Annotated in this window: 20 protein-coding genes; 14 read left to right on the top strand and 6 right to left on the bottom strand. The window is 62.6% G+C overall.

The window, feature by feature from the left end:
• Positions 1-7 precede the first annotated feature (7 nt).
• Positions 8-1,891: a peptidoglycan L,D-endopeptidase MepK gene (gene mepK / locus AC0L2V_RS00250; protein ID WP_473519120.1), complete on the bottom strand. Its 1,884-nt coding sequence runs from the start codon at positions 1,889-1,891 to the stop codon at positions 8-10.
• A gap of 376 nt (positions 1,892-2,267) precedes the next feature.
• Positions 2,268-3,797: a sigma-54-dependent transcriptional regulator gene (locus AC0L2V_RS00245; protein ID WP_473519119.1), complete on the bottom strand. Its 1,530-nt coding sequence runs from the start codon at positions 3,795-3,797 to the stop codon at positions 2,268-2,270.
• A 191-nt stretch (positions 3,798-3,988) separates the two neighbouring features.
• Here AC0L2V_RS00245 and AC0L2V_RS00240 point away from each other — a divergent pair, with 191 nt between their 5' ends.
• The 4 genes from AC0L2V_RS00240 to AC0L2V_RS00225 all read left to right on the top strand — a co-directional run bounded on the left by AC0L2V_RS00240 (position 3,989) and on the right by AC0L2V_RS00225 (position 8,930).
• Complete coding sequence (locus AC0L2V_RS00240) at positions 3,989-5,827, top strand: M3 family oligoendopeptidase (protein ID WP_473519118.1); 1,839 nt, start codon at positions 3,989-3,991, stop codon at positions 5,825-5,827.
• Positions 5,828-6,180: 353 nt separating this feature from the next.
• Positions 6,181-7,002 carry a proton-conducting membrane transporter gene (locus AC0L2V_RS00235; protein ID WP_473519117.1) on the top strand — a complete coding sequence of 274 codons (822 nt, stop codon included), beginning with the start codon at positions 6,181-6,183 and terminating at the stop codon, positions 7,000-7,002.
• Positions 7,003-7,173: 171 nt separating this feature from the next.
• Positions 7,174-8,319, top strand: coding sequence for an aminodeoxychorismate synthase component I (locus AC0L2V_RS00230; protein ID WP_473519116.1), 1,146 nt, complete (start codon positions 7,174-7,176; stop codon positions 8,317-8,319).
• Positions 8,268-8,930 carry an aminotransferase class IV family protein gene (locus tag AC0L2V_RS00225; protein WP_091594871.1) on the top strand — a complete coding sequence of 221 codons (663 nt, stop codon included), beginning with the start codon at positions 8,268-8,270 and terminating at the stop codon, positions 8,928-8,930. The genes AC0L2V_RS00230 and AC0L2V_RS00225 overlap by 52 nt, the downstream gene beginning before the upstream one ends.
• Before the next feature lie 120 nt (positions 8,931-9,050).
• On the opposite strand, the gene aztD is transcribed toward AC0L2V_RS00225, so the two are convergent.
• Both aztD and aztC read right to left on the bottom strand, forming a co-directional pair.
• On the bottom strand, positions 9,051-10,262 hold the full coding sequence (aztD, locus tag AC0L2V_RS00220; protein WP_091594873.1) for a zinc metallochaperone AztD: 1,212 nt from the start codon (positions 10,260-10,262) through the stop codon (positions 9,051-9,053).
• Positions 10,263-10,347: 85 nt separating this feature from the next.
• The gene (gene aztC, locus AC0L2V_RS00215) at positions 10,348-11,331 is read right to left on the bottom strand and encodes a zinc ABC transporter substrate-binding protein AztC (protein ID WP_091594942.1); all 984 of its coding nucleotides are present in this window, start codon (positions 11,329-11,331) and stop codon (positions 10,348-10,350) included.
• A gap of 372 nt (positions 11,332-11,703) precedes the next feature.
• On the opposite strand from aztC, the gene AC0L2V_RS00210 reads away from it, so the two are divergent.
• The 9 genes from AC0L2V_RS00210 (at position 11,704) to AC0L2V_RS00170 (ending at position 20,876) form a co-directional block, all read left to right on the top strand.
• On the top strand, positions 11,704-12,084 hold the full coding sequence (locus tag AC0L2V_RS00210; protein WP_473519115.1) for a Fur family transcriptional regulator: 381 nt from the start codon (positions 11,704-11,706) through the stop codon (positions 12,082-12,084).
• A 90-nt stretch (positions 12,085-12,174) separates the two neighbouring features.
• Positions 12,175-13,179, top strand: coding sequence for a CobW family GTP-binding protein (locus AC0L2V_RS00205; protein WP_167366456.1), 1,005 nt, complete (start codon positions 12,175-12,177; stop codon positions 13,177-13,179).
• Between the two features lie 72 nt (positions 13,180-13,251).
• Entirely contained in the window at positions 13,252-13,512 is a 261-nt protein-coding gene (locus tag AC0L2V_RS00200) for a nitrate reductase (RefSeq protein ID WP_091594877.1), read from the top strand.
• 365 nt (positions 13,513-13,877) lie between these two features.
• Positions 13,878-15,323 carry a homospermidine synthase gene (locus AC0L2V_RS00195; RefSeq protein WP_473519114.1) on the top strand — a complete coding sequence of 482 codons (1,446 nt, stop codon included), beginning with the start codon at positions 13,878-13,880 and terminating at the stop codon, positions 15,321-15,323.
• A gap of 198 nt (positions 15,324-15,521) precedes the next feature.
• Entirely contained in the window at positions 15,522-15,893 is a 372-nt protein-coding gene (gene omp10, locus AC0L2V_RS00190; protein ID WP_128170933.1) for an outer membrane lipoprotein Omp10, read from the top strand.
• A 178-nt stretch (positions 15,894-16,071) separates the two neighbouring features.
• Complete coding sequence (locus AC0L2V_RS00185; RefSeq protein WP_473519113.1) at positions 16,072-18,090, top strand: 5'-nucleotidase C-terminal domain-containing protein; 2,019 nt, start codon at positions 16,072-16,074, stop codon at positions 18,088-18,090.
• 146 nt (positions 18,091-18,236) lie between these two features.
• The gene (gene hemH, locus AC0L2V_RS00180) at positions 18,237-19,301 is read left to right on the top strand and encodes a ferrochelatase (RefSeq protein WP_473519112.1); all 1,065 of its coding nucleotides are present in this window, start codon (positions 18,237-18,239) and stop codon (positions 19,299-19,301) included.
• Positions 19,302-19,450: 149 nt separating this feature from the next.
• Positions 19,451-20,401, top strand: a complete 951-nt coding sequence (locus AC0L2V_RS00175; RefSeq protein WP_091594884.1) for an SPFH domain-containing protein — start codon at positions 19,451-19,453, stop codon at positions 20,399-20,401.
• Positions 20,402-20,405: 4 nt separating this feature from the next.
• Positions 20,406-20,876 (top strand): NfeD family protein, encoded by a 471-nt coding sequence (locus AC0L2V_RS00170; RefSeq protein ID WP_473519111.1) that lies wholly within the window; start codon positions 20,406-20,408, stop codon positions 20,874-20,876.
• A 72-nt stretch (positions 20,877-20,948) separates the two neighbouring features.
• On the opposite strand, the gene AC0L2V_RS00165 is transcribed toward AC0L2V_RS00170, so the two are convergent.
• Positions 20,949-21,950: a KpsF/GutQ family sugar-phosphate isomerase gene (locus tag AC0L2V_RS00165; RefSeq protein ID WP_091594888.1), complete on the bottom strand. Its 1,002-nt coding sequence runs from the start codon at positions 21,948-21,950 to the stop codon at positions 20,949-20,951.
• Positions 21,951-22,112: 162 nt separating this feature from the next.
• Between AC0L2V_RS00165 and AC0L2V_RS00160 the strand changes: the two genes are divergently transcribed.
• Entirely contained in the window at positions 22,113-23,843 is a 1,731-nt protein-coding gene (locus AC0L2V_RS00160) for an outer membrane beta-barrel protein (RefSeq protein WP_473508121.1), read from the top strand.
• Positions 23,844-23,912: 69 nt separating this feature from the next.
• On the opposite strand, the gene galU is transcribed toward AC0L2V_RS00160, so the two are convergent.
• Positions 23,913-24,818 (bottom strand): UTP--glucose-1-phosphate uridylyltransferase GalU, encoded by a 906-nt coding sequence (galU, locus tag AC0L2V_RS00155; RefSeq protein WP_473519110.1) that lies wholly within the window; start codon positions 24,816-24,818, stop codon positions 23,913-23,915.
• Positions 24,819-24,908 lie beyond the last annotated feature (90 nt).

The raw sequence follows: 24,908 nt of genomic DNA, 5'->3' as shown, positions 1-24,908 counted from the left end.
CGATCCGCTACTCGGTCCTGAAGCGGGCGACCGACAGGAACTTGACGGCTTTGCCGGTGAACCGGTTGGCGTCGGCCAACTGATCGTCCGCCTGGAAGCCCACGGTATAGACTTCGGTTGGGGGCGTGTGCACGATATTGTAGGCGTAGCGCTGCGCCGTCGTCGCGCTGGAGACGGTGGCGACATTCTCGCCGCTGTTCAACGCCCAGCGCGCCGCCGTCGGCTCGGCGGCGACTACCACGGACTTGGGACCAGGCTTCAGGTCACGGGCGGTTGCCCTGGCTGCCTTGCGGGTGGTCTTCACACCCGTGCCGATCGCCGCGGCCGGATCGGAGCCAGCCGGGCGGGCAAAGACAGCCTCACGCGGCGATGCGGCATTGCCCTTCGCCAGCTCACCGAGGACCGCGCTTGGCTGGGAGAGCGAAGCGACCTGGTATTCGTCGGTTGCGCTGACCCGTTCAAGGACGGCTTTGACCGCGTCAGACTGGACTGCGGCAGACTGGACCTGGTCAGGCTGGGCCAATTCGGGCTGGGCCAGATCGGGCCGAGCCGACGGCAGCACCGAGAACACATCGGTAGCGGTCTTGCCGTGCCCGGCGGTATCCGCCAGCGCCAGAAGCACAGCCTTGTCCTGCGGCGCAAGGTCGGCCGCTGCAAGGTCGGCCGGCAACGAGTGATTGGGGCGCCAGGTCGGCAACGGAATGTTGTTGGCGGCAACCTGCGCCGCATCGGCGACAACGGACGGTTCGGTCATGCCGAAGGGAGCGTTCGCCGGCGCTTGCGCGGTCGTCACCGCCTGTTCGGTGGTGGCGGTGGCATCCGCCACGCCGAACGGAACGTTTTCGGGCGGCTGAGCGACATCGGCCTTCGGACGCGGGGCGAAATCGGGCAGCGGCACGCTGCGCGCCGGCAGCGCCGCGATGATCGTTTCCGGCGTGTCCTCCTCCGGTTCGGGAGCAGGCGCATCGGCGATTTGCGGAATCTCGGCGCGCTTCGCATTCTCAGGCGACACGATGGCAATGCCCGGAAGCTTGCTGTCCCTGGCGGCCGGCGCCGGCTTCGCGGTCGCCAGCTTCACATTCGCCGGCTTGACGATTGACTTCGGCGTTGGCGCGACTGCGACATCGGCGCTGTCATCGGCCTCGTCTTCACCGCCGCCGAAGAAAGCCGCCAGCAGACCGCCGGATCTTTTGGCACCGCCACCTGCGCTGGCCATTTCGATGGCGGGAGCGCCGGCGCCCTTGCGCGCCTTGTACGAGGCGAGCGCCTGTGAATAGCCGGGCAACGGCTTGCCGTCGCTCGGCACATGCAGCGTCTTGCCGTTGGGGAACACGCGCGCCAGTTCCTGGCGGCTGATGCCAGGCCAATGCCGCACATTGCCGACATCCATGTGGACGAACGGCGAGCCGGACCTCGGATAATAACCGACGCCGCCACCCTGCATCCGCAGACCGATGTCGCGCAGTTTCTTCAGCGGCACGCCGGGAATGTAGAAATCCATGGCCCTGCCGAGCGTATGCTGGCTTTTCTTGGCAACGCCCCTGCTGCGGCTGCGCAGCATCGAGTTCGTCGACGACGAACGGTAACCGCACACGACCTGGATGTAGTCGCGGGCGCCGCTCTGCCGGTAAGCCTCCCAGACCAGGTCGAGCAGGCGCGGATCCATCTTGGTCGGTTCGTTGCGGCGCCAGTCACGCAGGATGACGTTGATCTTTTTCAGACCCGCCTGATCGTAGCGGCCGCCGCGCTTGAAGACGATCTCCGCCTTCTCTTTGGTGTGCAGGTTGTAGAGTTTCAGCGAACGTGTCTGGGCGCTGGCGCCGGTCGCAGCCGCTGTAAGGAAGCCTAAGGCGAGAATCACCGCTGCCAGCCATCTCGGCCAGGCGCTCATGTGATAGTGCCGCCCGTCTGTGTGTCGTTCGACTTTGTTCAAATCAAAAGGCCTTGCAGGCTGCCGTTTGTCCCCGGATTTGACCAACGGATGCGGTGGTGTTCGTATCCGAATATCGATCCTAATGGTTAATCATCGCTTATTGAAGCCGAAATGCGGTAACACCGTGGCGATATCCCGTCAAAAATATTGCACGGGGTTTCTTGGTAAACTGCTGGTTTAGATCATGTTTCTGGCTTTGCCTGAACACGATCTGTTACCAGACGCCTCAATGCGTGAATACTGCCGGCAAGCGCGTCGCCCGACCGCGTCACGCCCGATTCGCGACTGTCGATTGTCCTGATGCCAGGTTGGCAAGCTGGTCCAGACTTGCCTGTCAGGAAGCAAGCCGGTCGATACGGCCCGTTTCCGGATCGATGCCGTATTCCTTGAGCTTCCTGTAGAGCGTCGAGCGGCCGATGCCGAGGCGGCGGGCAACTTCGCTCATCTGGCCGCTATAGTGGTCGATGGCGAGCTTGATCATTTCGAGTTCGACATCGGCCAGCGCCCGCACATTGCCGCGTTCGTCCAGCGCCCGCAGCGTGCCGAAGCGAGGCTGCTGCCTGGCAGGCGGATCGGGCTCGGTCACAGCGATGCCATTATTGGCGCCCTCGCCCAGCGGCTCGGTGACCAAAGGCAACGCGGGCAACCAGTCATGCGCATCGAGGTTGACGGTGCCCTCGACCTGCGCCCGAATCTGCGGAAACTCCTCTTCCGTCAGCAGATCGCCTTCGCAAAGCACCGAGGCCCGGAAGACGGCGTTTTCAAGCTGGCGGATGTTTCCCGGCCAGTCGTAGGCCTGCAGCATGGCGAGCGCCGCAGCCGAAATGCCGTGCAGGCGATGACGTGGACCGGTGGGCGCAACCTTGTCCAGAAAATGCTCGACCAAATACGGAATGTCGTCGCGACGGTCGCGCAGCGGCGGCACGAAGATCGGATAGACGTTCAGGCGGTAGAACAGATCCTCGCGGAACTTGCCGTCCTTGACCTGCTGCAGAAGATTGCGGTGTGTCGCCGAGATCAGCCTGATGTCGACCCTGACGGTCGAACGCCCGCCGACCGGATCGACCTCACCGTCCTGCACGGCGCGCAGCAGCTTGACCTGCACGTCGAGCGGCAGGTCGCCGATCTCGTCGAGGAAGAGCGTGCCCGAATGCGCCTCGACGAACTTGCCGGTGTGTTTTTCGGTGGCGCCGGTGAACGAGCCCTTCTCGTGGCCGAACAGGATCGATTCGACCAGATTGTCGGGGATGGCGCCGCAATTGACGGTGACGAACGGTTTTGAGCGGCGATCGCCGCTGCCCTGGATGGCGCGCGCCACCAACTCCTTGCCGACACCGGATTCGCCCTCGATAAGGATCGGGATGTTTGACGCGGCCGCCTTCTGGCCGAGACGGATCACCCGGTCCATTGCCGGGCTGTGCGTGATCATGTCCTTGAAGGTCAGATGGCCGCCGCGCCGCCGCGACGTGCGCTTCACCTCCCCCTCGACCGCCTCGACTTTGAGCGCGTTGCCGATCGATGCCTGCAGCCTGTCGGGAGATGCCGGCTTGACGACGAAATCGAAAGCACCGTGACGCATGGCCGAAACGACGGTTTCGATGCCGCCCTGGGCGGTTTGTACGATGACCGGGACCTGGATGCCGCGCTCACGCATCGCCTTCAGCACGCCGATGCCGTCGAGGCCCGGCATGACGAGGTCGAGGATGACCACCGACACGTCGCGCGCCTTGGGCCCGTCGAGCGCATCGAGACCGGCCTCGCCGCCATCCGTGATGATCGCGCTGTGGCCGAATTTCGTCACCGCCGCCTCGAGCAGCCTGCGCTGCACGGGATCGTCATCGACTATGAGTATGGAACCTGTCATGACTGGTTCAACGATGCTCGCCCAATATGCCCACCCCACTGTGCCCACCCAATGGGGAACCCTATGGATCATCCTGGCACAGGGTTCTAAATAAGATTTCAAAAAACCCGGTGAACGAATTGCTTAGGATTTGACCGGCTTTCTCATCCCCTTGATTCTTTGGCCCTTTGACAAACTGGAAAGTGTCGGCAATGAGCATGGTTTTTAGTCGGCAGCTTGCGGCGGCGGCGTCCGGTCAGGGCGCGGCGGAGCTCGGTGATCTGCCGGAATGGGATCTCGCCGATCTCTATTCGGGCATGGGCGCCCCCGAGCTGAAACGCGACATTTCAAAGGCGATCGCCGATGCCATCAGCTTCGAGAGCCGCTGGAAAGGCACGCTCGCCGCCGAGGCGGAGCGTGCCGACAGCGGCAGGCTGGGCGAGGCGCTTGCCGCCTATGAGGCGCTGGAGGAACTGATTGGCCGGATCGTCTCCTATGCCGGACTGATCTACGCCGGCAACACCGCGGATCCGCAGCGCGCCAAGCTCTATGGCGACATTCAGGAGAAGATGACCGACGCCAGCGCGCATCTTCTGTTTTTCGCGCTCGAACTGAATCTTGTAGACGATGCCGCGATCGAAACCGCGCTTGCTGCCGATCCTGCCTTCGCTCACTACCGGCCGTGGGTGCTTGATCTGCGCATGGACAAACCCTACCAGCTCGAAGACCGGGTCGAGCAGCTTCTCCACGAGAAGTCGATTACCGGACGCGGCGCCTGGAACCGCTTGTTCGACGAGACGATGACCGATCTGCGCTTCGACATCGATGGCGAAGAGCTGACCCTGGAGCCGGCGCTGAACCGCCTCCAGCACGCCGATGGCGAGGTGCGCCGCCGGGCTTCTGAAGCGCTGGCCGCAACCTTCCGCAAGAATCTGCGCACGTTCACGCTGATCACCAACACGCTGGCCAAGGACAAGGAGATCTCCGACCGCTGGCGCGGCTTCGCCGACATCGCCGATTCGCGGCATCTCGCCAATCGCGTCGAGCGCAGCGTGGTGGATGCGCTGGCCTCAGCCGTTCGTGACGCTTACCCGCGCCTGTCACACCGCTACTACGCGATGAAGGCGCGCTGGCTCGGCATGGAAGTGATGAACCACTGGGACCGCAACGCACCGTTGCCGGAAACCCCGCAAGCGATCATCGGCTGGGACGAGGCCAAGAACACGGTGCTTTCCGCCTATCAGCGCTTTTCACCTGACATGGCGGAGATTGCCCGGGTTTTCTTCGACCGCAACTGGATCGACGCGCCGGTAAGGCCTGGCAAGTCGCCGGGCGCCTTCGCGCATCCGACCGTGCCGTCGGCGCATCCCTATGTCCTGCTCAACTACATGGGCAAGCCGCGCGACGTGATGACGCTGGCGCATGAGCTTGGCCACGGCGTGCATCAGGTGCTCGCCGCAAGCCAGGGCGCGCTGATGGCCTCGACGCCGCTGACACTGGCCGAGACGGCGTCCGTCTTCGGCGAGATGCTGACCTTCCGCTCGCTGCTGGACCAGACCACCGACAAGCGCGAGCGCAAGGCCATGCTTGCCCAGAAGGTCGAGGACATGATCAACACGGTCGTGCGCCAGATCGCTTTCTACGAGTTCGAGCGCAAGGTGCATGCCGAGCGCAAAAACGGCGAGTTGACATCGGACAGGCTCGGCCAGTTCTGGCTGGAGGTGCAGGCGGAAAGCCTCGGGCCGGCGATCAAGCTGCGCGAGGGTTACGAGGTCTTCTGGAGCTATATTCCACACTTCATCCATTCGCCTTTCTACGTCTACGCCTATGCGTTCGGCGACTGCCTAGTGAATTCGCTCTACGCGGTCTATCAGAATGCAGAGCGTGGCTTTCAGGACAAATATTTTGCCATGCTGCGCGCCGGCGGCACCAAGCATCATTCCGAGCTCCTGGCTCCCTTCGGTCTTGATGCCACCGATCCTGCTTTCTGGCAGATCGGCCTTGGCGTGATCAGCGGGCTGATCGACGAGCTCGAAGCTTTGGACAATTGACGCACAGCGCTGAACATCCAGGTTCGACAGAACAGATTAGCCGCAATGCATATTGAAGGCCATTCTATTCTTCCCCTAAATATCTGTTCTTAAATAACTCTCCATGGAATTTTTCCGTTAGCTTTCCGGAAGCTGTATGATAGCGTCCCGCCTCAAGCTCAGTCGGGCGCGGCCAAATCTTCGGCCGGTCACGGCGCTTCGACGATTGCGACAGCGCCGTTGGCCATGGCAGGAAAGCCGGTCGCCGACAGCGCGATTTAAGCCGGCTGTTCCACGAGCAGCGGAGCCACCATTGAATGGTCCTTGTGCCAAGGTCCCAGGCCACGGCAGATGGATCGGACTGGAGAGAGACAATGGGCACTTTTTTCTACATGCTCCTGGCGTTCCTGGTAGGTGCGTTGGCTGGCTGGTTCATCTGGGGACGCCCGCGTGGCGATCTCGACAGCCTGCGCGGTGACATGGACCGCACCCGCAGCGAGCGCGACAGGCTGCGCGCCGACGCCGACCGCCTGACCCGTGAGCTGGAAGTATGCCGCGGCGCCCGCGCCGACCTGGAGCGCCAGTTGGGCGAGGCGCAAGGCACCAAGGCCAGTGCGACAAAGGCAGCAATCCCGGCACCGCCGGCATTGATGGCGACATCCGCGCCGGCCAACACGACGCCCGCCAAGACGACGCCCGCTAAGACGACGCCGGCCAAGACCGGGCCGGCTAGGTCCGGGCCGGCAAGGACCACGTCCAAGAAACCGGCGGCCGGGAAGGCGGCAGCCGCGCCGAAGGCCAGTGCATCGAAAGCGAGTGCATCGAAAGCGAGTCCGTCGCAGGCAAGTGCGCCAAAACCTCCCGCATCGAAAACCAGTGCTGCACCAAAGAGCGCTGCGCCAGCGGCAAAGAAAGCCGCGACAACAAAGGCGGCGGTGGGCAAAGCCAGCAATCTGCGTCGCCTGATCGGCATCGGCCCGGCCAACGAGCGACTGCTCCACGAGCTCGGAGTGACGACCTACGCGCAAATCGCCGCCTGGACGGCCGCCGACGTCAAGCGGATCGAGGAGACATTGAACTTCGACGGCCGCATCGAGCGTGAGCGCTGGATCGAGCAGGCGAAACTGCTTGCCGCCGGCGATGAGGAGGAATTCGCGCGCCGCTTCCCGACCGCGGGGACCGGCAGCAACACCTGAATTGCCTGCCGGCATCGAGCACATAAGAGACCGGCGACGCCCGCGAGGTGCCGCCGGTTTGCTTTTGCACTAGCTGCGTTTGCGTCTTGAGACGCCGGTCTCTCGATTGCGCGCGATCGAGCCGCCATATAGAGCGATAGCTGGCGTCATCGATCGCAGCATCAGAGTCCCATGCCCCTGCCCTCTGCAATTTTTCGAAATGACGAGCGCGCTCATCAGCTCGTCTTCGACCAGCCGGCCGACATCATCGTGGCGCATGAGGCAGAGGATTTCCTGCCGGCGCTGGACATTGCGCAGGCCGCGCATGACGCCGGCAAATGGCTGGCCGGCTATTTCTCCTACGAGGCCGGCTACCTGCTCGAACCGAAGCTCGTTCCGCTGCTGCCGGGCGGACGCCGCGCCCCGCTTGTCTGCCTGGGGATCTTCGACGCGCCTGTCGAACTGCCGGTTGTGCCCGGCAACGCGTCGTCGACCAACGGCCCGATCTTCAACGCCAGGGCCGCCTGGACTTCGGAAGACTACGCAAAACGCTTTGCCCGACTCCACAATCACATTCGCAAGGGTGATTGCTATCAGGGCAATCTGACCTTTCCGGTTCATGCGCAATGGTCGGGCGATCCGCTGGCCGCCTTCGACGCGCTGACGGAGCGCCAGCCGGTGAAATACGGCGCGCTGATCGCGCTCGGCGATCCGGTCGTCTTGTCGCGTTCGCCGGAACTGTTCTTCGAGATCGACGCCGCAGGCATGATCGAGACGCATCCGATGAAGGGCACCGCCCCGCGCGGCGCGACCAAGGCGGAGGACAAGCGGCTGAAGACGTTCTTGCTCAATGACGAGAAGAACCAGGCTGAGAACCGGATGATCGTCGATCTCCTGCGCAACGACATTTCGCTGATCAGCGAAGTCGGCACGCTGGAGGTGCCGGAGCTTTTCCGCATCGAGAGCTACCCGACCGTCCACCAGATGGTGAGCCGCGTGCGGGCCAAGCTGTTGCCCGACCTCAGCATCCGCCGGATATTCGCTGCGCTGTTTCCATGCGGATCGATCACCGGCGCCCCGAAAATCCGCGCCATGGAAATCCTGCACGATCTGGAAGCCACGCCGCGCGACGTCTATTGCGGCGCGATCGGCTGGATCGCGCCCGGCGGCACGATGCGCTTTTCGGTGGCCATCCGCACCATATCGCTCTTTTCCAGCGGCGAGGCCGTCTACAATGTCGGCGGCGGCGTCGTCTTCGATTCGACGGCCGAGGAGGAGTATCAGGAGTGCCTGTTGAAAGCGCGCTACGCGACGGGAACACCGCCGATTTCGAGCTGATCGAAACCATGCGCTGGCAGCCGGGCCAGGGCTTCCTCCGTTTCGACCGCCATTTGGCACGCCTTTATGGCTCGGCGGCCGAACTGGGTTTTGCCTGCGATCCGCAGAAGGTCGGCGAGATGCTCAGGAACGCCGTCGACCGGCCGGACATAGCCTTGCGTACACGCCTGGTCCTGTCGCGCAGCGGCAAGGTGACGGTCTCGGCGCTGCCTTATGAGCCGCACGCAGCCGACAAGGTCTGGAGGTTGCAACTGGCGCGGGTGCGGCTTCAATCAAGCGACACGCTGCTGCGCCACAAGACGAGCCGCCGGGACATCTATCAGCGGGCGCGCTCCGAATATCTGATCAGCCGGGCCGACGAGGTTCTCTTGGCCAACGAGCGCGGCGAACTCTGTGAGGGCACGATCACCAATCTGTTTGCCGATTTCGGCGACGGCGCGCTGGCAACACCGCGGCTCGATTGCGGCTTGCTGCCTGGCGTGTTGCGCGGCGAATTGCTGGACGAAGGCCGCGCCCGCGAGGCAATCTACAGCCTGGATGATCTGAAGTCGGCCAAAGCGCTGTTCGTCGGCAATTCACTGCGCGGACTGATCCCGGCGCGGCTGGGCTGAAACGCAATCGAAGGGATACAATCTATGATTGCGAATCGCTTGTCTCCCCTTGAGTTGTAAAAGATGCGTCCGGCCCGAGAAGAATGGGCCGGACGCGCGGCAGCCGCTTGGGAGGAGCGACTATTCGCCTTCGTGGGTCTGACCGGAGCCGCCGACGGAAACGATGTTGAAGGGCTTGCCTTCGACGGCAATGTCGCCGGTTTTCTCAAACGACGTCGCGTCAACGACGTGCAGCACGCCTTGCAGGGGATCAGTGACCACGATCTTGTCGCCGGCGACCGCGACACGCGGCCTCGGATCGCTCCAGTGACCGTCCATCGAATAGGGGTCGGTCAGCTTGAGCGAGTTTGCGATCTCCCCCTTGACCACATCGAGCTGGTGAAGCTGGCCGTCCTCGGTGAAGACGTAGGCGAATTTTGCACGAACGGGGTCGATCGCGAAATGCACGCTGCGCGTCGGAAGGTTGATCAGCCGGAATGCGTCGCTCTCGATCGTCGGATCGATCAGCACCACCTTGTCGGCGCCGTAGTTGCCGAGGAAATATTGCAGGCCTCTGCCGCCGATCAGCGTCGTCGTTTTGCCATCCGGCAGGCTGTCGGCATAGGGCAGATGACGGATCGCCGGGCTGCCGTCGCCATGGCTGACGACAAGCAGGCCGGTCGCGCAGGCGAAAGCCAGGATATTGCCGGAAGACGCCTCGCCGTGGAGGTCTGGGCAGGCGTGGACGCCGTCGATCGGCGCGCCGGCTTTGTCAGCGACGCTGATCCCGACCGGGAGTTCGTCCGGCTTTTCCCGGTTCGGCTCCGACAGGAGGACATGGGAGCCATAGGCGACTGCGACGCCGTGCTGCGGCGCGTCGGTCTTCACTTGCCTGAAATCCGGCTTGCCTTCCAGGACGGATTTTTCGGAGATGATGCGGGCGACACCTTCGCCGTCGAAGAAAACGGCGAAGTCTCCGTCATGCTCGACGAAATGCGACGGCTTCTTGCCTGTGATCTCGACGCCGGCAAGTTTTGGCGCTTCGACGTCGATGTCGCCGTGCTCGCCGTGGTCCTCGAAGGAAATGCCGCTCGCGATCCCGGCAACGACGCCGGCCGAGCCCTGCACGGCAAACACGGTCCTGCCGCTTTCGCTGCGATGGAGCGACGCCGGCCCTTTGATCTCGAACGTGTCGAGCTTTTCGCCATCGATCGCATCGACTACGGTCACCTTCGGGTCCGCGTGATCCGAGATGAAGAGGCGCCATGCGGTCACCTCCTCGGCATGGGCAGCACTTGTTGATAGGGACACAAGCAGCGCGATGGCCGTGGCTGACGCCCAATTTGTCCTCACGGTATTCTCCTTGAATGTTATTACATAACTCTTGGTGATCGACGAAGAGGCGGATTGCTCCGCCTTTCCATCACAGGGCTGGCGGTCAGCTTCCGAGGATCGCGCCTTTGATCGTCGTGATGTTGTGCCGCATCATCTCGAGATAGGTCGCAGCCGGACCGTTCTTATCCGACAGGGCGTCGGAGTAGAGTTCACCGCCGACTTTCAGGCCCGTCTCGCTGGCGATCTGCTCGATCAGGCGCGGATTGGTGACGTTCTCCACGAAGATTGCCGAAGCCTTGTCTTGCCTGATCTGTTTGATCAGCGCCGCGACGTCGGAGGCTGAAGCCTCGGATTCGGTGGAGACGCCCTCCGGTGCCAGGAATTTTATGCCGTATTCGTGTTCGAAATAGCCATAGGCGTCGTGGGAGGTGATGATCGTGCGCTTGTCCTCGGGGATCTCAGCGACGGCAGCCTTGATCTCCGCTTCCAGTGCCTCGAGCTGCTGGCCGTATGATTCGGCATTGGCCCGATAAGTGTCGCAGCCGGCTGCATCGGCGGCACAGAAGGCGTCGGCGATGTTCTTCACATAGAGTTCGGCATTGTGCACGGACTGCCATGCATGGGGATCGGACTCGCCGTGATGATGGTGCCCTTCCTCATGGCCCTCTTCCGCCGCGGCGTGTTTTTCCCCGCCCTCGGCGGCTTGATCCTGATCGTGGTGACCTTCTTCCTCGGCGTTGCGCAACACCTCGCCACCTTTGGTCAATTCCACGATCGGCGCCTTAGTGGCGCTCGCCTCGACGAGACGCTGGAGGAAACCCTCGAACTGGAGGCCGTTGACCAGCACCACGTCGGCCGAACCGACGGTTGCCGCGTCGGCCGGTTTCGGTTCGTAGACATGGGCGTCGCCATTCGGGCCGACCAGCGTGACGATGTCGACACGATCGCCGCCGACATTCTTGGCGAAATCGGCGATGATCGAGAAACTGGCGACAACCCTGAGGTTCTCGGCAGCGGCCACCGACGGAGCGATTGGCATCGATGTTATAGCGCCTATCACGGCGGCGAGTTTTAGCGTCCTGGACATTCGACCGACTCCTTTGTTCAAGCGGTTCTGTGGGAGATGCGCCGGACGCGTGGCGAGCAGCCGCACACCCCGGCAGAGATAAAAGGGAATGTGGATCGTGCCCGCCGACATATGATCGTCGTCCTGCACGATCCCATCGAGGCGCGCTGTTGTGGCCCCAGCGTCAGGATTTGAAGTGTCAGGTCTTGAAAGATCAACACAGGCAGCCATTCGATCCATCTCCGCGGGAGCCATAGAAGTCAGCCCGCTCTTGACGTTCCGTTATGTTATGTTATCACGTTCGTCAATCCAAAATGTTATACTATAACTGACGCCCGCCATTGTGCTCGAAACTGCCTGGAACCAAACTGCTGGAAAAAGGGGGAACAGCGGATGCGTGGACGCAACCAGCAGCTGGTACTCGACGCGCTGACGCGCTTCGAGAGGCCGATGGGGGCCTATGAACTGCTTGGACTTCTTCGCCAGGAAGGGCTCCGCTCACCGCTACAGATCTATCGCGCTCTGGATCGGCTCGTCGAGCAGGGCCTGGCTCACCGGATCGAGAGCCTGAGCGCGTTTGCGCTCTGCGTCCACAGCGAATGCGGCACCCATGGCCGCGCCGCCTTTGCAATCTGCGCGAATTGCGGGCGGGCAAGTGAGGTTCATGACCCGGCATTGGAGCGGGTGCTGCGCCGGATTGCCCGACGGCAGGGCTTCCAAACCAACTCTGCCACGGTGGAGCTTTCGGGTCTATGCGAGGCTTGCGCGCATTGAACAGACGCCGGCCTTCCGTCTACGGGCGATCCAATCGGCTCGCGCCTGACCCAGCTTCAATCCGCAACAATCCAACATCCGGAGACGACCATGCCGCTTGAAGCCTCCCAGAAAATGCCCGTCACGGTTCTTACCGGCTACCTCGGCGCCGGCAAGACGACGCTGCTCAACCGCATCCTGTCCGAACAGCACGGCAAGCGTTACGCCGTGATCGTCAACGAGTTCGGCGAGATTGGCATCGACAACGACCTCATCGTCGATACCGACGAAGAAGTCTTCGAGATGAACAACGGCTGCATCTGCTGCACGGTGCGCGGCGACCTGATCCGGATCATTGAGAGCTTGATGCAGCGCAGGGACCGTTTCGACGCCATCCTGATCGAGACGACCGGCCTTGCCGATCCCGCCCCCGTCGCCCAGACCTTCTTCGTCGACGACGATGTGAGGCAGAAGACGACACTCGACGCGATCATCACCGTCGCCGATGCCAAGCATCTCCTCGGCGAACTGGATCATGCGCATGAGGCGCAGGAGCAACTCGCCTTCGCCGATATCGTCATACTGAACAAGACCGACCTGGTGGCGCCGGCCGAACTCAAGGCAGTGGAGGCGCGCATTCGCAGGATCAACCCGACGGCTGCGATCAAGCATTCCATACGTTGCAACGTTCCACTCGACGAGGTTCTGGATCGCGGCGCGTTCGATCTGAACCGTGTCCTTGAAGTCGAGCCGGACTTTCTCGACCCGGGCCACGACCATGTGCATGACGATCACGTCACCAGCTTCTCTCTCGTCACCGAAGCGTCGATCGATCCGCGCAAGTTCTTGCCGTGGATCCAGATGATCACACAGAAATTCGGCATCGACATGTTGCGCATGAAAGGCATCCTGGCGTTCAAGGGCGATGAGGACCGCTTTGTCGTTCAGGCCGTCCACATGCTGCTGGAAGGCGACCACCAGCGCCCCTGGAAAGCGGGGGAGAAGCGCGTCAGCCGCCTGGTATTTATCGGCCGCAACCTGCCCAAAGACCTGATCGAAGACGGCTTCCTCAAATGCCGCGCCGAAATGGACTCGCTGGTGGCGCTGAATGCATAGGGGCAAGGCCGACGACAGCGCGCGTCCTTTATCCCGTTGCCGAGCGCCGTCGTCTTCGGGACGGGATTGGATATGAACCGTCTCGCGAACCCACTCGCCCCGCGCGGCCTTGCCCTTCCGGAGAAGACCAGACAGATCAAGCTCTGGGTTCGCAGGGCTTGCGGGCTCGATGACGATGTCGTCGTGTCCGTCACGGAGCTGGCATGCCGCAAAAATGGCTGTCCCGACATCGAAACGGTGATCGGCATAATGCGTCCCGGCGAGAAAATCGAGACGATCCGGGTCAAAAAAGCAATCGCCGATGTGACCTCGCATGATCTGCCGCGAGGGTGAATGGATCGGGATATGCGCAGGGTGTCGGCCTCTTGGCCAAAGCTCTGGCGCGTACCGAGTGTCACCGGCATGGGACCGAGATCGGGAACCGTCGACGAGAGCTGGTGCTCGCCACATCTTTCGCCCGCGCCATTGCTGGCGGCCGACTTCGCCCAACTCGACTGCAAGGGCCAACTCGGGGAATGACGGCCGTCAGCGGCTGGTCGTCCTCCTTAACCACATGACGAATGCGGCGTAGCTCGCGGCTTTTCGCTGGTTTATGACAATGATCTGTGGTTGTAGCGCGTGGTGGTCGGGCAAAAAAGTGCTCCGCTTTGCGTCTGTTTGCCCGGCTTTTCAGCCTGTCTGAGGGAGTAATCGATAAAATGGCGAATGAAAACTGGCCCGTTTACGGTGAGATCACCGGCCCTGTCGTGATGATCGGCTTCGGCTCGATCGGACGGGGAACGCTGCCGCTGATCGAGCGCCATTTCAAGTTCGACAAGTCGCGCATGACGGTCATCGACCCACGCGATACCGACCGCAAGCTGCTCGACGAGCGCGACATCACCTTCATGCAGGATGCGGTGACCAGCAAGAACTACAAGAAGCTTTTGACGCCGCTGCTGACCAAAGGCGGTGGCCAGGGCTTTTGCGTCAACCTGTCGGTCGACACCGGCTCGGTGGATTTGATGCGGCTCTGTCGCAAGCTGGGTGTGCTTTACATCGACACCGTCGTCGAGCCATGGCTCGGCTTCTATTTCGACACCAAGGCCGACACTGGCAGCCGCACCAATTATGCGCTGCGCGAATCCATGACCGAAGAAAAGCGCGCGCACCCCGGCGGGGCGACCGCAATCTCCACCTGCGGCGCCAACCCAGGCATGGTCTCGTGGTTCGTCAAGCAGGCGCTGGTCAACCTCGCCACCGATCTTGGCCTCGAATTCTCCGAGCCCGCGCAGCACGATCGCGATGCTTGGGCCAGGCTGATGAAGAAGGCCGGCGTCAAGGGTATCCACATCGCCGAGCGCGACACACAGCGCACCAAGAAGCCGAAGCCGATGAACGTGTTCTGGAATACCTGGTCGGTCGAAGGATTCATCTCGGAAGGGCTTCAACCGGCCGAGCTCGGCTGGGGCACGCATGAGACGTGGATGCCGAAGAACGGCAAGAAGCACAAGCATGGCTCGAAGGCCGCAATCTATCTGGAGCAGCCGGGCGCCAACACGCGTGTGCGCAGCTGGTGCCCGACGCCGGGCCCGCAATATGGCTTCCTGGTGACTCACAACGAGTCGATCTCGATCGCCGACTTCTTCACCCTGCGCGGCAAGAAGGGCAAGGTCCAATATCGCCCGACCTGCCACTACGCCTACCATCCCTGCAACGACGCCGTGCTGTCGCTGCACGAGATGTTCGGCGCCGCCGGCAAGGCACAACCGGTGCATCACGTGCTCGATGAAAACGAACTGGTTGACGGTGTCGACGAACTCGGCGTGCTGCTCTACGGCCACGACAAGAACGCCTATTGGTACGGCTCGCAGCTGTCGCTGGCGGAGGCGCGCAAGCTGGCGCCTTATCAGAACGCCACGGGCATGCAGGTCACGTCGGCAGTGCTGGCGGGCATGGTCTGGGCGCTGGAAAATCCCGAGGCCGGCATCGTCGAGGCGGACGAGATGGACTACAGGCGCTGCCTGGAAGTGCAGTCGCCCTATCTCGGGCCGATCAAGGGCTATTACACCGACTGGACGCCGCTCGACAACCGCCCTGGGCTGTTCCCGGAAGACCTCGACAAAAACGACCCATGGCAATTCCGCAACATCCTCGTTCGATAGTTCAACATCCTCGTTCGAAAGCAATGTCTCACTGCCTTGCAATCGTCTGGAAATCGGGCGATTGAAGGAAGGCGGCCTGGAGCGACGTGCATCCATTTGGACGCACAAAGTACGCTCTGGCGGTTTGAGTGTACGCGTCGTGCTTTCCGAAAAATCGCATCGATTTTCGGGCCAATGCGAGAGGAGAGGATCTTGATGATGACGATTGCGCGCAAATTGCTTTCGGCCGGCATTGTCGCGGCCGCTGCCGCCTTGGCGGCGTGCACCACCGCCGGCCCGGGCGGGCCGCCATCGGCCACGCGGAGTCCGGTCGAAGGCTCATGGATCGACGCGCAGGGCACGGGCCTGTCGACCTTCGCCGGCGGCAGCTTCAAGACCGTCGCCACCGACACCGGCCAGAAGCTTGCCGACGGAAGCTACGCCATGACCGGCGGCACCTCGGTCCAAATCCAGGGCACTTCGCTGATCCGCCAGACGCCGATCAGCTTCAACTGCTTGTTGATCTCCACCTCGCAGCTTAACTGCACCAGCGTGAGCGGGCAGAACTTTGTGCTGACGCGACGCACCTGAGCCCATACTGAACTGCTTTTGCAAAGGGCGGCGGCTTGAGGCCGCCGTCCTTTTGTGCCGGCAAAGCTGGGCCCGATTCCACTTGCATCGGCCAAAACGCGATGTGAACATGGGCGAAAAGCCGGCTGTTATATTCCAGTCGAGCGAGGGCGTTAAACAGGTCATCCGGGAGACGAAGATGAAGAAGATCGCCGCCATTGCCGCCCTTTCGGCGTCTACGCTTGGCCTGTCGACCGGCATGTCCTTTGCCGACTACACTCTGAACATCCTGCACATCAACGACTGGCACAGCCGCATCGAAAGCAACAACAAATATGAATCGACCTGCTCGGCCGAAGAGGAGACCAAGGGCGTGTGCACCGGCGGCGCGGCGCGGCTGATCACGGCGATCGCCCAGCAGCGCAAGAAGCTGGAAGGCCAGAACGTGCTGCTGCTCAGCGCCGGCGACAATTTCCAGGGTTCGCTGTTCTACACGACCTACAAGGGCAAGACCGAAGGCGAATTCCTCAATCAGATGAAATTCGACGCCATGGCGGTCGGCAATCACGAGTTCGACGATGGCGAGGCGGCGCTGGCGCCGTTCCTGGATATGATCAAGTTTCCGGTGCTCGGCGCCAATGTGAAGGCCAACGCGCAATCCAAGCTCGGTGACCGCGTGAAACCGTCTGTTGTGATCGAGGTCGGCGGCCAGAAGATCGGCGTCGTCGGCGCGGTCACCAACGACACGCCGGAGTTGGCTTCGCCAGGCCCTAATGTCACGATCGAGGACGACGTCAAGTTGATCACGTCAGAGGTCGAGAGGTTGAAGGGAGAAGGCGTCAACAAGATCATCGCAGTCACCCATATTGGTTACAAGCGCGAGCGTGACGTCATCGCCAAGATCCCGGGTGTCGACGTGGTGGTTGGCGGCCACAGCCATTCGCTGCTGTCCAACACCGACCCCAAGGCTGAAGGCCCCTACCCGACGATGGTCGACAATCCGGACGGCTACAAGGTGCCAGTCGTCCAGGCGGCGTCCTATTCGAAATATCTCGGCGAGTTCAAGGTCGTGTTCGACGACAACGGTGTCGTCAAGCAGGCCAGCGGCGACCCGATCTACCTCGACAAATCGATCACGCCAGACCCCGCCGTGCTTGCCCGCATCAAGGAGCTCGGCGCGCCGATCGAGGCGTTGAAGAACCAGGAGGTCGCCGAGACCACCAGGGCGATCGACGGCAGTCGTGAGAACTGCCGCACCCGCGAGTGCGAGATGGGCAATCTCGTCTCGGATGCCGTCCTCGACCGCGTCAAGGACCAGGGTGTAGAGATCGTCATCACGAATGGCGGCGGTCTGCGCGCTTCGATCGACCAGGGCACCGTCACCATGGGCGAGGTGCTGAACGTGCTGCCGTTCCAGAACACAGTGGCGACCTTCCAGATTTCCGGCAAGGATCTGGTTGCCGGGCTGGAGAACGGTCTCAGCCAGATCGAGGACGGCGCCGGCCGCTTCCCGCAGGTTGCCGGCCTGAAGTATTCATTCGACAAATCGGCCGCCGCGAATGCCGGGCGCATCAAGTCGGTCGAGGTCATGCAAGGCAGCGGGTGGACGCCGATCAATCCGGACAAGGATTACCTGGTCGCCACCAACAACTATGTGCGCCAGGGTGGCGACGGCTACAAGGTGTTCGCCGACAAGGCCAAGAACGCCTACGATTACGGTCCGGGTCTCGAACAGGTGGTCGCCGATTATCTCGGCGCGCATCGGCCCTATACGCCGAAGCTCGAGGGCCGCATCACCGAAATCACGGCCGCCGCCGCGGCGGAACCGGCCCAGCAGCCGGCCCAAGAATCGGCGAAGCCGGCCGAGGCTCCCGCTCCGGCCGAGCCCGCAAAACCGGCAGAAACGGCTCCAGCCGCTACTGCGGAGCCGGCGATGCCTGAACCGCCGGCCGGTTCGGACGATATTGCCACGACACCGCCAGCCGTGCCGACGGAATCCGCCCCGGCAGCGCCGGCACCTGCCGAGGCTGCGCCTGCCGAGCCGGCAAAGCCGGCCGAAAGCAGCCATGTGATCGTTGCCGGCGACACCTATTGGGATTTGGCGGAAAAAGCCTATGGCGATGGCGCCAGGTGGAAAACGATCTCCGACGCCAACCAGGACTACGAGCCGCGCCGGCTTCCCGTCGGCGCAACCTTGACCATCCCGGCCGCAAACTGAATTCTTCTGTCATTGTTGGAAAACCCGTCCGGCAAACCGGGCGGGTTTTTCTGCTTCGCCTCCCAAGCTTAGATAAGGTGCGGCCAGACGCTGCATTGAAAACCGGCGCGGCATCGCTAGTTTCGCGCGGTGTCCGGAGATCCTTTATGACGCCTTCCAACCCTGCCGATCCCAAGGCCGCGACGGTCCTCGACCCGCTGCCGGCAGGACAGCCGCCGGTCGGCGCGGGCAGGATCGGCGTCATGCTGGTTAATCTCGGCACGCCCGACGGCACGGAATTCAAGCCGATGTGGCGCTATCTCAGGGAGTTCCTGTCCGATCCGCGCGTCATCGAACTCAACAAGGCGATCTGGTACCCGATCCTCTACGGGCTGGTTCTCACCACACGGCCGAAGAAGTCGGGTGCCAACTATGCCAGGATCTGGAACCGGCAGCGTGACGAGTCGCCGCTGCGCACCTACACCCGCGCTCAGAGCGAGAAGCTGACCGAGGCGCTGCGCGACCTGCCCGGCGTCAGCGTCGACTGGGCAATGCGTTACGGCAATCCTTCGACCGAGAGCGTCGCCAAAGGGCTGGTCGCGCAGGGCTGCGACCGCATTCTGACTTTTCCGCTTTATCCGCAATATTCCGCGACCACGACCGCCACCGCCAACGACCAGTTGTTTCGCGCGCTGATGAAGATGCGCCGCGCCCCGGCGATCCGCAGCGTGCCGCCCTACTATGCCGAACCGGTCTATATCGAAGCGCTCGCCGCGTCGATTGAGCGCCATCTGGCGAGCCTCGATTTCGAGCCGGAAATGGTCATCGCCTCTTATCACGGCATTCCGAAACCCTATTCCGACAAGGGTGACCCCTATCAGGCCCATTGCCTTGAGACGACCCGGCTGCTGCGGGAAAAGCTCGGCTGGGATGAGAAGAAGCTGATCACCACGTTCCAGTCGCGCTTCGGCGCGCAGGAGTGGCTGCAGCCTTACACCGACAAGACGGTCGAGAAATTGCCCGGAGAAGGCGTGAGATCGATCGCCATCGTCAATCCGGGCTTTTCTGTCGACTGCATCGAGACGCTGGACGAGATCGGCAGGGAGGCGGCCGAGACCTTCCATCATGCCGGCGGCGAAAAGTTCGTGCATATTCCCTGCCTCAACGACAGTGCCGAGGGCATGGCGGTGATCGAGGCGATGGTGCGGCGCGAACTGTCGGGTTGGGTGTGAAGCCGATACAATCGAGCGCCGCTAACCGGCTTTCTATGCACCGGTTACCCACTATCACCTGATTGTAACGTTCCTGAAACACACTTAAGTGTTTGGTGAAGTCGGTCGGGTTGAAACATTTCCGTGGCCGGCATCTGAGGGAGAGGCAAATGGATTTCAGTGGTTTCGATATCGCGCTTCTTGTTCTTGTCGCTCTTGTCGTGCTCGTGCTTTTCAAAGGCATCCGGACAATCCCGCAAGGCTACAATTACACCGTCGAACGCTTTGGCCGTTATACCAAGACATTGAGCCCCGGCCTCAACCTCATCGTGCCGTTCGTTGACCGCATCGGCTCCAAATTGAACATGATGGAGCAGGTGCTCGACGTCCCGACGCAGGAGATCATCACCCGCGACAACGCCACCGTCGCCGTCGACGGCGTCGCCTTCTACCAGGTGCTCAACGCGGCGCAGGCCGCCTACCAGGTCGCCGGTCTGGAGAACGCCATCCTCAACCTGACGATGACCAACATCCGTACCGTGATGGGGTCGATGGACCTCGACGAGCTTTTGTCGAACCGCGACGCCATCAACGAACGCCTGCTGCGCGTCGTCGATGAAGCGGCACATCCCTGGGGCATCAAGATCACCCGCGTCGAGATCAAGGACATCAATCCACCGGCCAATCTCGTCGAATCGATGGGTCGCCAGATGATGGCCGAGCGCAACAAGCGCGCGCAGATCCTCGACGCCGAAGGCCTCAAGCAGTCGCAGATCCTGGAAGCCGAGGGCCGCAAGGAAGCCGCCTTCCGCGACGCCGAGGCGCGCGAACGCTCGGCCGAGGCCGAGGCCCGCGCCACGCAAGTGGTGTCGGAAGCGATCGCCAAGGGCGACGTGCAGGCGCTCAACTACTTCGTTGCGCTGAAATACACCGAAGCACTGACCAGGATCGGCTCCGCCACAAACAGCAAGGTCGTGCTGATGCCTATGGAAGCTTCCTCATTGATCGGCACGCTCGGCGGCATCGGCGCGATCGCCAAGGAAGTTTTCGGCGCAGAGGGCACTGCCGGCACCACGCGGCAGGCTGCACGCCCGCCCGTGGTTCGTCCCAGCGAGACCTGAGGCCATGTTCGAACGCATCATTTCCGAACTCGGCCCTTGGGTTTGGATGGTTCTCGGCTTCGTCCTCCTAGTGATGGAGGTCATCGCACCGGGCATATTCATGCTGTGGATCGGCATCGCCGCTCTGCTGATCGGCGTGGTGTCCCTGCTCATCTGGGACGCGGACTTCTGGACCTGGCAGATCCAGGTTCTCGCCTTCCTGGCGATGTCGCTGGTTTCAACCTATGTCGGCAAGAGACTGGTGGGTGGGCGCGATGATGGCACCGATCAGCCACTGCTCAACCGCCGCGGCGCACAGATGATCGGCAGGATGGCCACCCTGGACGAGCCGATCAGGGACGGCCGCGGCCGCATAAAGCTGGGCGACACGCTATGGCGCATCTCCGGCCCCGACCTGCCGGCCGGCACGCAGGTGCGCGTGACGGGCGCGGCCGACACCGATCTGGAACTGACGGTCGAGGCGGTCCTGGACTGATCCGACCATCTCGGCAGGCGACTTTTCAAACAGGCCTGATGTCTCTCAGTTTCGAAATTCACTCTGGCGAGCTCAGGCCGCGCCGATGCGCAGCAGATCGTGCAGATGAACAAGTCCGACCGGCCGTCTGCCTTCGACAACCATCAGGCTGGAGATGGTCGAACTGTTGATCGTCTGCAGCGCGGTCGCCACCAGCGTATCCGGTCCGGCCGTCTTCGGCTCCTTGGTCATGACCTGATCGACGCTCATCGCCAGAAGATTGCTGCCGATGTGGCGCCTGATGTCGCCGTCGGTGATGATGCCGATCAGCGCACCATCCGCAGCGGTTATCGCCACGCAGCCAAACCCCTTGCGCGACAATTCGAGGATCGCTTCGCGCATTCCAGTGCCGGAAGGCACCAGCGGCAGCCTGTCGCCGACATGCATGATCTCGCGGATCTGCGTCAGATTGGCGCCAAGTTGCCCACCGGGATGGAAGGTGCGGAAATGATCCGGCGTGAAGCCGCGCGCTTCGAGCAGCGCGATGGCCAGTGCATCGCCGATCACCAGTTGCAGCAGCGTCGATGTCGTCGGCGCCAGGCCGTGCGGGCAGGCTTCCGGCGCACGCGGCAGCAAAAGCACCACATCGGCCGCCCGCGCCAGCGCCGATCGCTCTCCGGCGGTGACTGCGATCAGCGGAATCGAGAAGCGCCTGGAATAGGCGATGATGCCCTTGAGCTCGCGGCTCTCGCCCGACCACGAGATGGCGATGATGGCGTCGTCCCTGGCGATCATGCCGAGGTCGCCATGATTGGCTTCGGCAGAATGGACGAAGAAAGCCGGCGTGCCGGTCGAGGCGAGCGTTGCCGCGATCTTTGAGCCGATATGGCCGCTCTTGCCGACGCCGCTGACGATGACGCGGCCAGCGATATGCGACACCATATCGACGGCGCGCGCGAACGGTTCGGTCAATCCGTTCTCGAGCGCGGCCGCCAGCGCCGCGACACCGGCCTGCTCGGTCGCTACCGTTCTAAGCGCCGAGGCGATCGAAGCCTGCCCATCGAGCCGCTTCTTGTCTGGGGATCCCGCATGCATGGCTGATGCGATTAGCGCTTTGCTGCGCGCCTGTCCAACGGAATTGCCATCCGTTAGCCGTCAAGTGGGCTTTGATCGACCGCCGCCTCAACCCAACGTTAACCATCCCCGTTTACGGTTCGGTAAGTATGGCGCGCGTGCGCCGCGCAAGCAGTGGTAGCGATGTCCGAGGCCCCGCCTGAAAAGAAAAGAAGACGAAACGGCAAGGCGGTCTGCGCCTTGCTGCTGGCGACCAGCGTCTTCGCCTTGCTGCGGCCTGCGCAGCCCTATGCCCAAGTAACCGAGCTGCGCGGCGAGGTTTCGGAATCGGCGATTCTGGACGACCAGCAGCGCAAAACCAGGCAATTGAGCATTGCCCAGGATCAGACGGCGCAGGCCGGTGCAACCACCCAGAGCACGGCGCCGACGCCCGCCTATCAGCCGGCCAGCCCGGGCGCCGTGCAGGACGACGACGCGGCACCGGCGACCGGAAGCATTTTTGATCCGCCGGAAGCAACCGACGATCCGTTTGCGGACGCCCCCGTTCCCGTCCCGCCGCGCCGGCCATCGAGCGCAACCCAGGGCGCAGCCGATCAGGACGAAGCCGCCGAGACACAGGCCGCCAACGCGACGACGGCCCCGACGGATGACGAGGACACCGCCGAGACGGACCCAATCAATTCCCGTGCCGTGACCATCGATTCCGCCGACAGGCAGCAACTCGATCCGGGCGCCGAGCGCGCCGAAGCCATCGAAGGCCGGGACAGGAGGGCCGAGGACGACCCGTTCGCCGCCACCGGTATCAAACTCGGCTCGTTCGTGATCAGGCCGACGCTCGAGCAAGGCCTGAAGGCCTCATCGAATGCCGATTCAAGCAGCGAAGGCAAGCCGGCCCTGCTGTCGGAAACGACGCTGCGCTTCAACGCCATCTCCGACTGGCGGGAGAATTCGGCTACCGTCGACGGCTACGGCACATTTCTCAAGACCCTATCGGGCGACGAGGTTGAGGAGGCGCGCGGCCGTGTCGAAGGCACGCTCAATGTCGACTTCGACAACGATCTGCGCGCCATCGCCAAGCTCGGTTACGAGGCGGCACCGGAATCGGCTTCCTCGCCGGTCGTCATCGAAGGCACCGCCGAGCAGCCGGTGCGCCAGACCATTGATGGCAGCCTGGCGGTCGAGAAGGATGCCGGCAAGATGCGCTTCGCCCTGACCGGCGCAGTCGAACACGACATCTACGGCGACGCCAGGCTTTCGACGGGCGGAACGCTGTCGCAGAAAGACCGCGATTCGACGCTCTATACCGCCACCTTGCGCACCGGCTATGAGATTTCGCCCGCCATCACCCCTTTCACCGAGGTCGAAATCGGCCGCCGGGTCTATGATTTGCGCGTCGACAGCAATGGTTTCGAACGATCCTCGACGCGGCTTGGGGTTCGGGCCGGCGCCGAGCTCGACCTCGGCGAGAAGCTTGCCGGCGAGTTCTCGGCCGGCTGGCTGCGCGAGGCGATCGACGATGACCGCCTGCCGGCAATTTCGGGCGCCACGGTGAACGCCGACCTCAGATGGTCGCCGCAACGCGGCACCACGATCGGCCTCACCGGGCAGACGATCGTCGAGGGCACGACAACCGCCGACGAAAGCGGCACAATCCTTTACTCCGGCCGCCTCACCGCCGAGCGGGAAATCCGTGCCAACCTGATCGGCAACGCAGCTCTCGGCGTAGACTGGCGCGACTACATCGGGTCGGACGGCCATGATCTGACGCTGAGCGCCGAGGCCGGACTGACATGGTGGCTGAACCGATATGCCGGGCTGACCACCCGCGCCAGAACTGAAAAACAGACCAGCAACATCGAGGGCCGCGACTACACCGCCCACAGCATCTTTGTCGGGGTGACGCTGCAGCCGTAAACCAAGCCGCCGCGCACCCTCGGTTCAGGCCCGAGGGCATGCTTTTGCGCGCATGCATTAGCCCGGGGGTTAGAACGCCGCGCCCCGCTGCTCTGACGGTTTCATCTCGTCGAGAAGCTTGCTGATAGCGCCCGCCATGCGTCCGTTCATGTCGCTGCGCCACAGCGCGAAGGCGACGTTGGCCTCGACAAAGCCTTCCGGCGATCCGCAATCGAAGGTGCGCCCTCGGTAGTGGCAGCCATAGAAGGGCTGCTGCTTCTCCAGCTTCAGCATCGCATCGGTGAGTTGTATCTCGTTGCCGGCGCCCTTCTCCTGGCCTTCGAGTATCCCAAATATCTCCGGCTGCAGGATGTAGCGCCCGTTGATGTATAGGTTGGAGGGTGCCGTGCCGGTCTTCGGCTTCTCCACCATGCCGGTAATGCGGAAACCGTGATGCGTATCCTCGCCGCGGCCGACGATGCCGTATTTATGGGCCTCGGCGGGGTCGCATTCCTGAACCGCGACGATGTTGTTGCCGGTCTCGGCATAAAGCTCGACCATCTCCTTCATGCAGCTTTTTTCGGATTGCATGATCATATCGGGCAAAAGCAGCGCGAAGGGCTCGTCGCCGACCAGCTCGCGGGCACACCAGACGGCATGGCCAAGGCCAAGCGGCACCTGCTGGCGGGTGAAGCTGGTCTGCCCTGGCGAAGGTTGCAGCCGCTGCAGGCGGGCGAGCTCGTCGTCCTTGCCGCGTTGGGCGAGCGTGTCATAGAGTTCGAACTGAACGTCGAAATGGTCCTCGATGACCGCCTTGTTGCGTCCGGTCACGAAGATGAAATGCTCGATGCCGGCTTCGCGTGCCTCGTCGACCACATACTGGATGACTGGCCTGTCGACGACGGTCAGCATTTCCTTGGGTATGGCCTTGGTGGCCGGGAGAAAACGCGTGCCGAGGCCAGCGACCGGGAAAACTGCCTTGCGAACTCTCTTCATGCTGTCAAATATCCGCTTCTAAGGCTGTTCGGCAATCCCGCTTCAAGACATTTTCGTGCCGGAATCTGGGATTATGGAACGGCTGGTCAG

It is taken from the genome of Mesorhizobium sp. WSM4814 (assembly GCF_055811595.1).
This window is presented reverse-complemented; position numbering and strand designations above follow the sequence as displayed.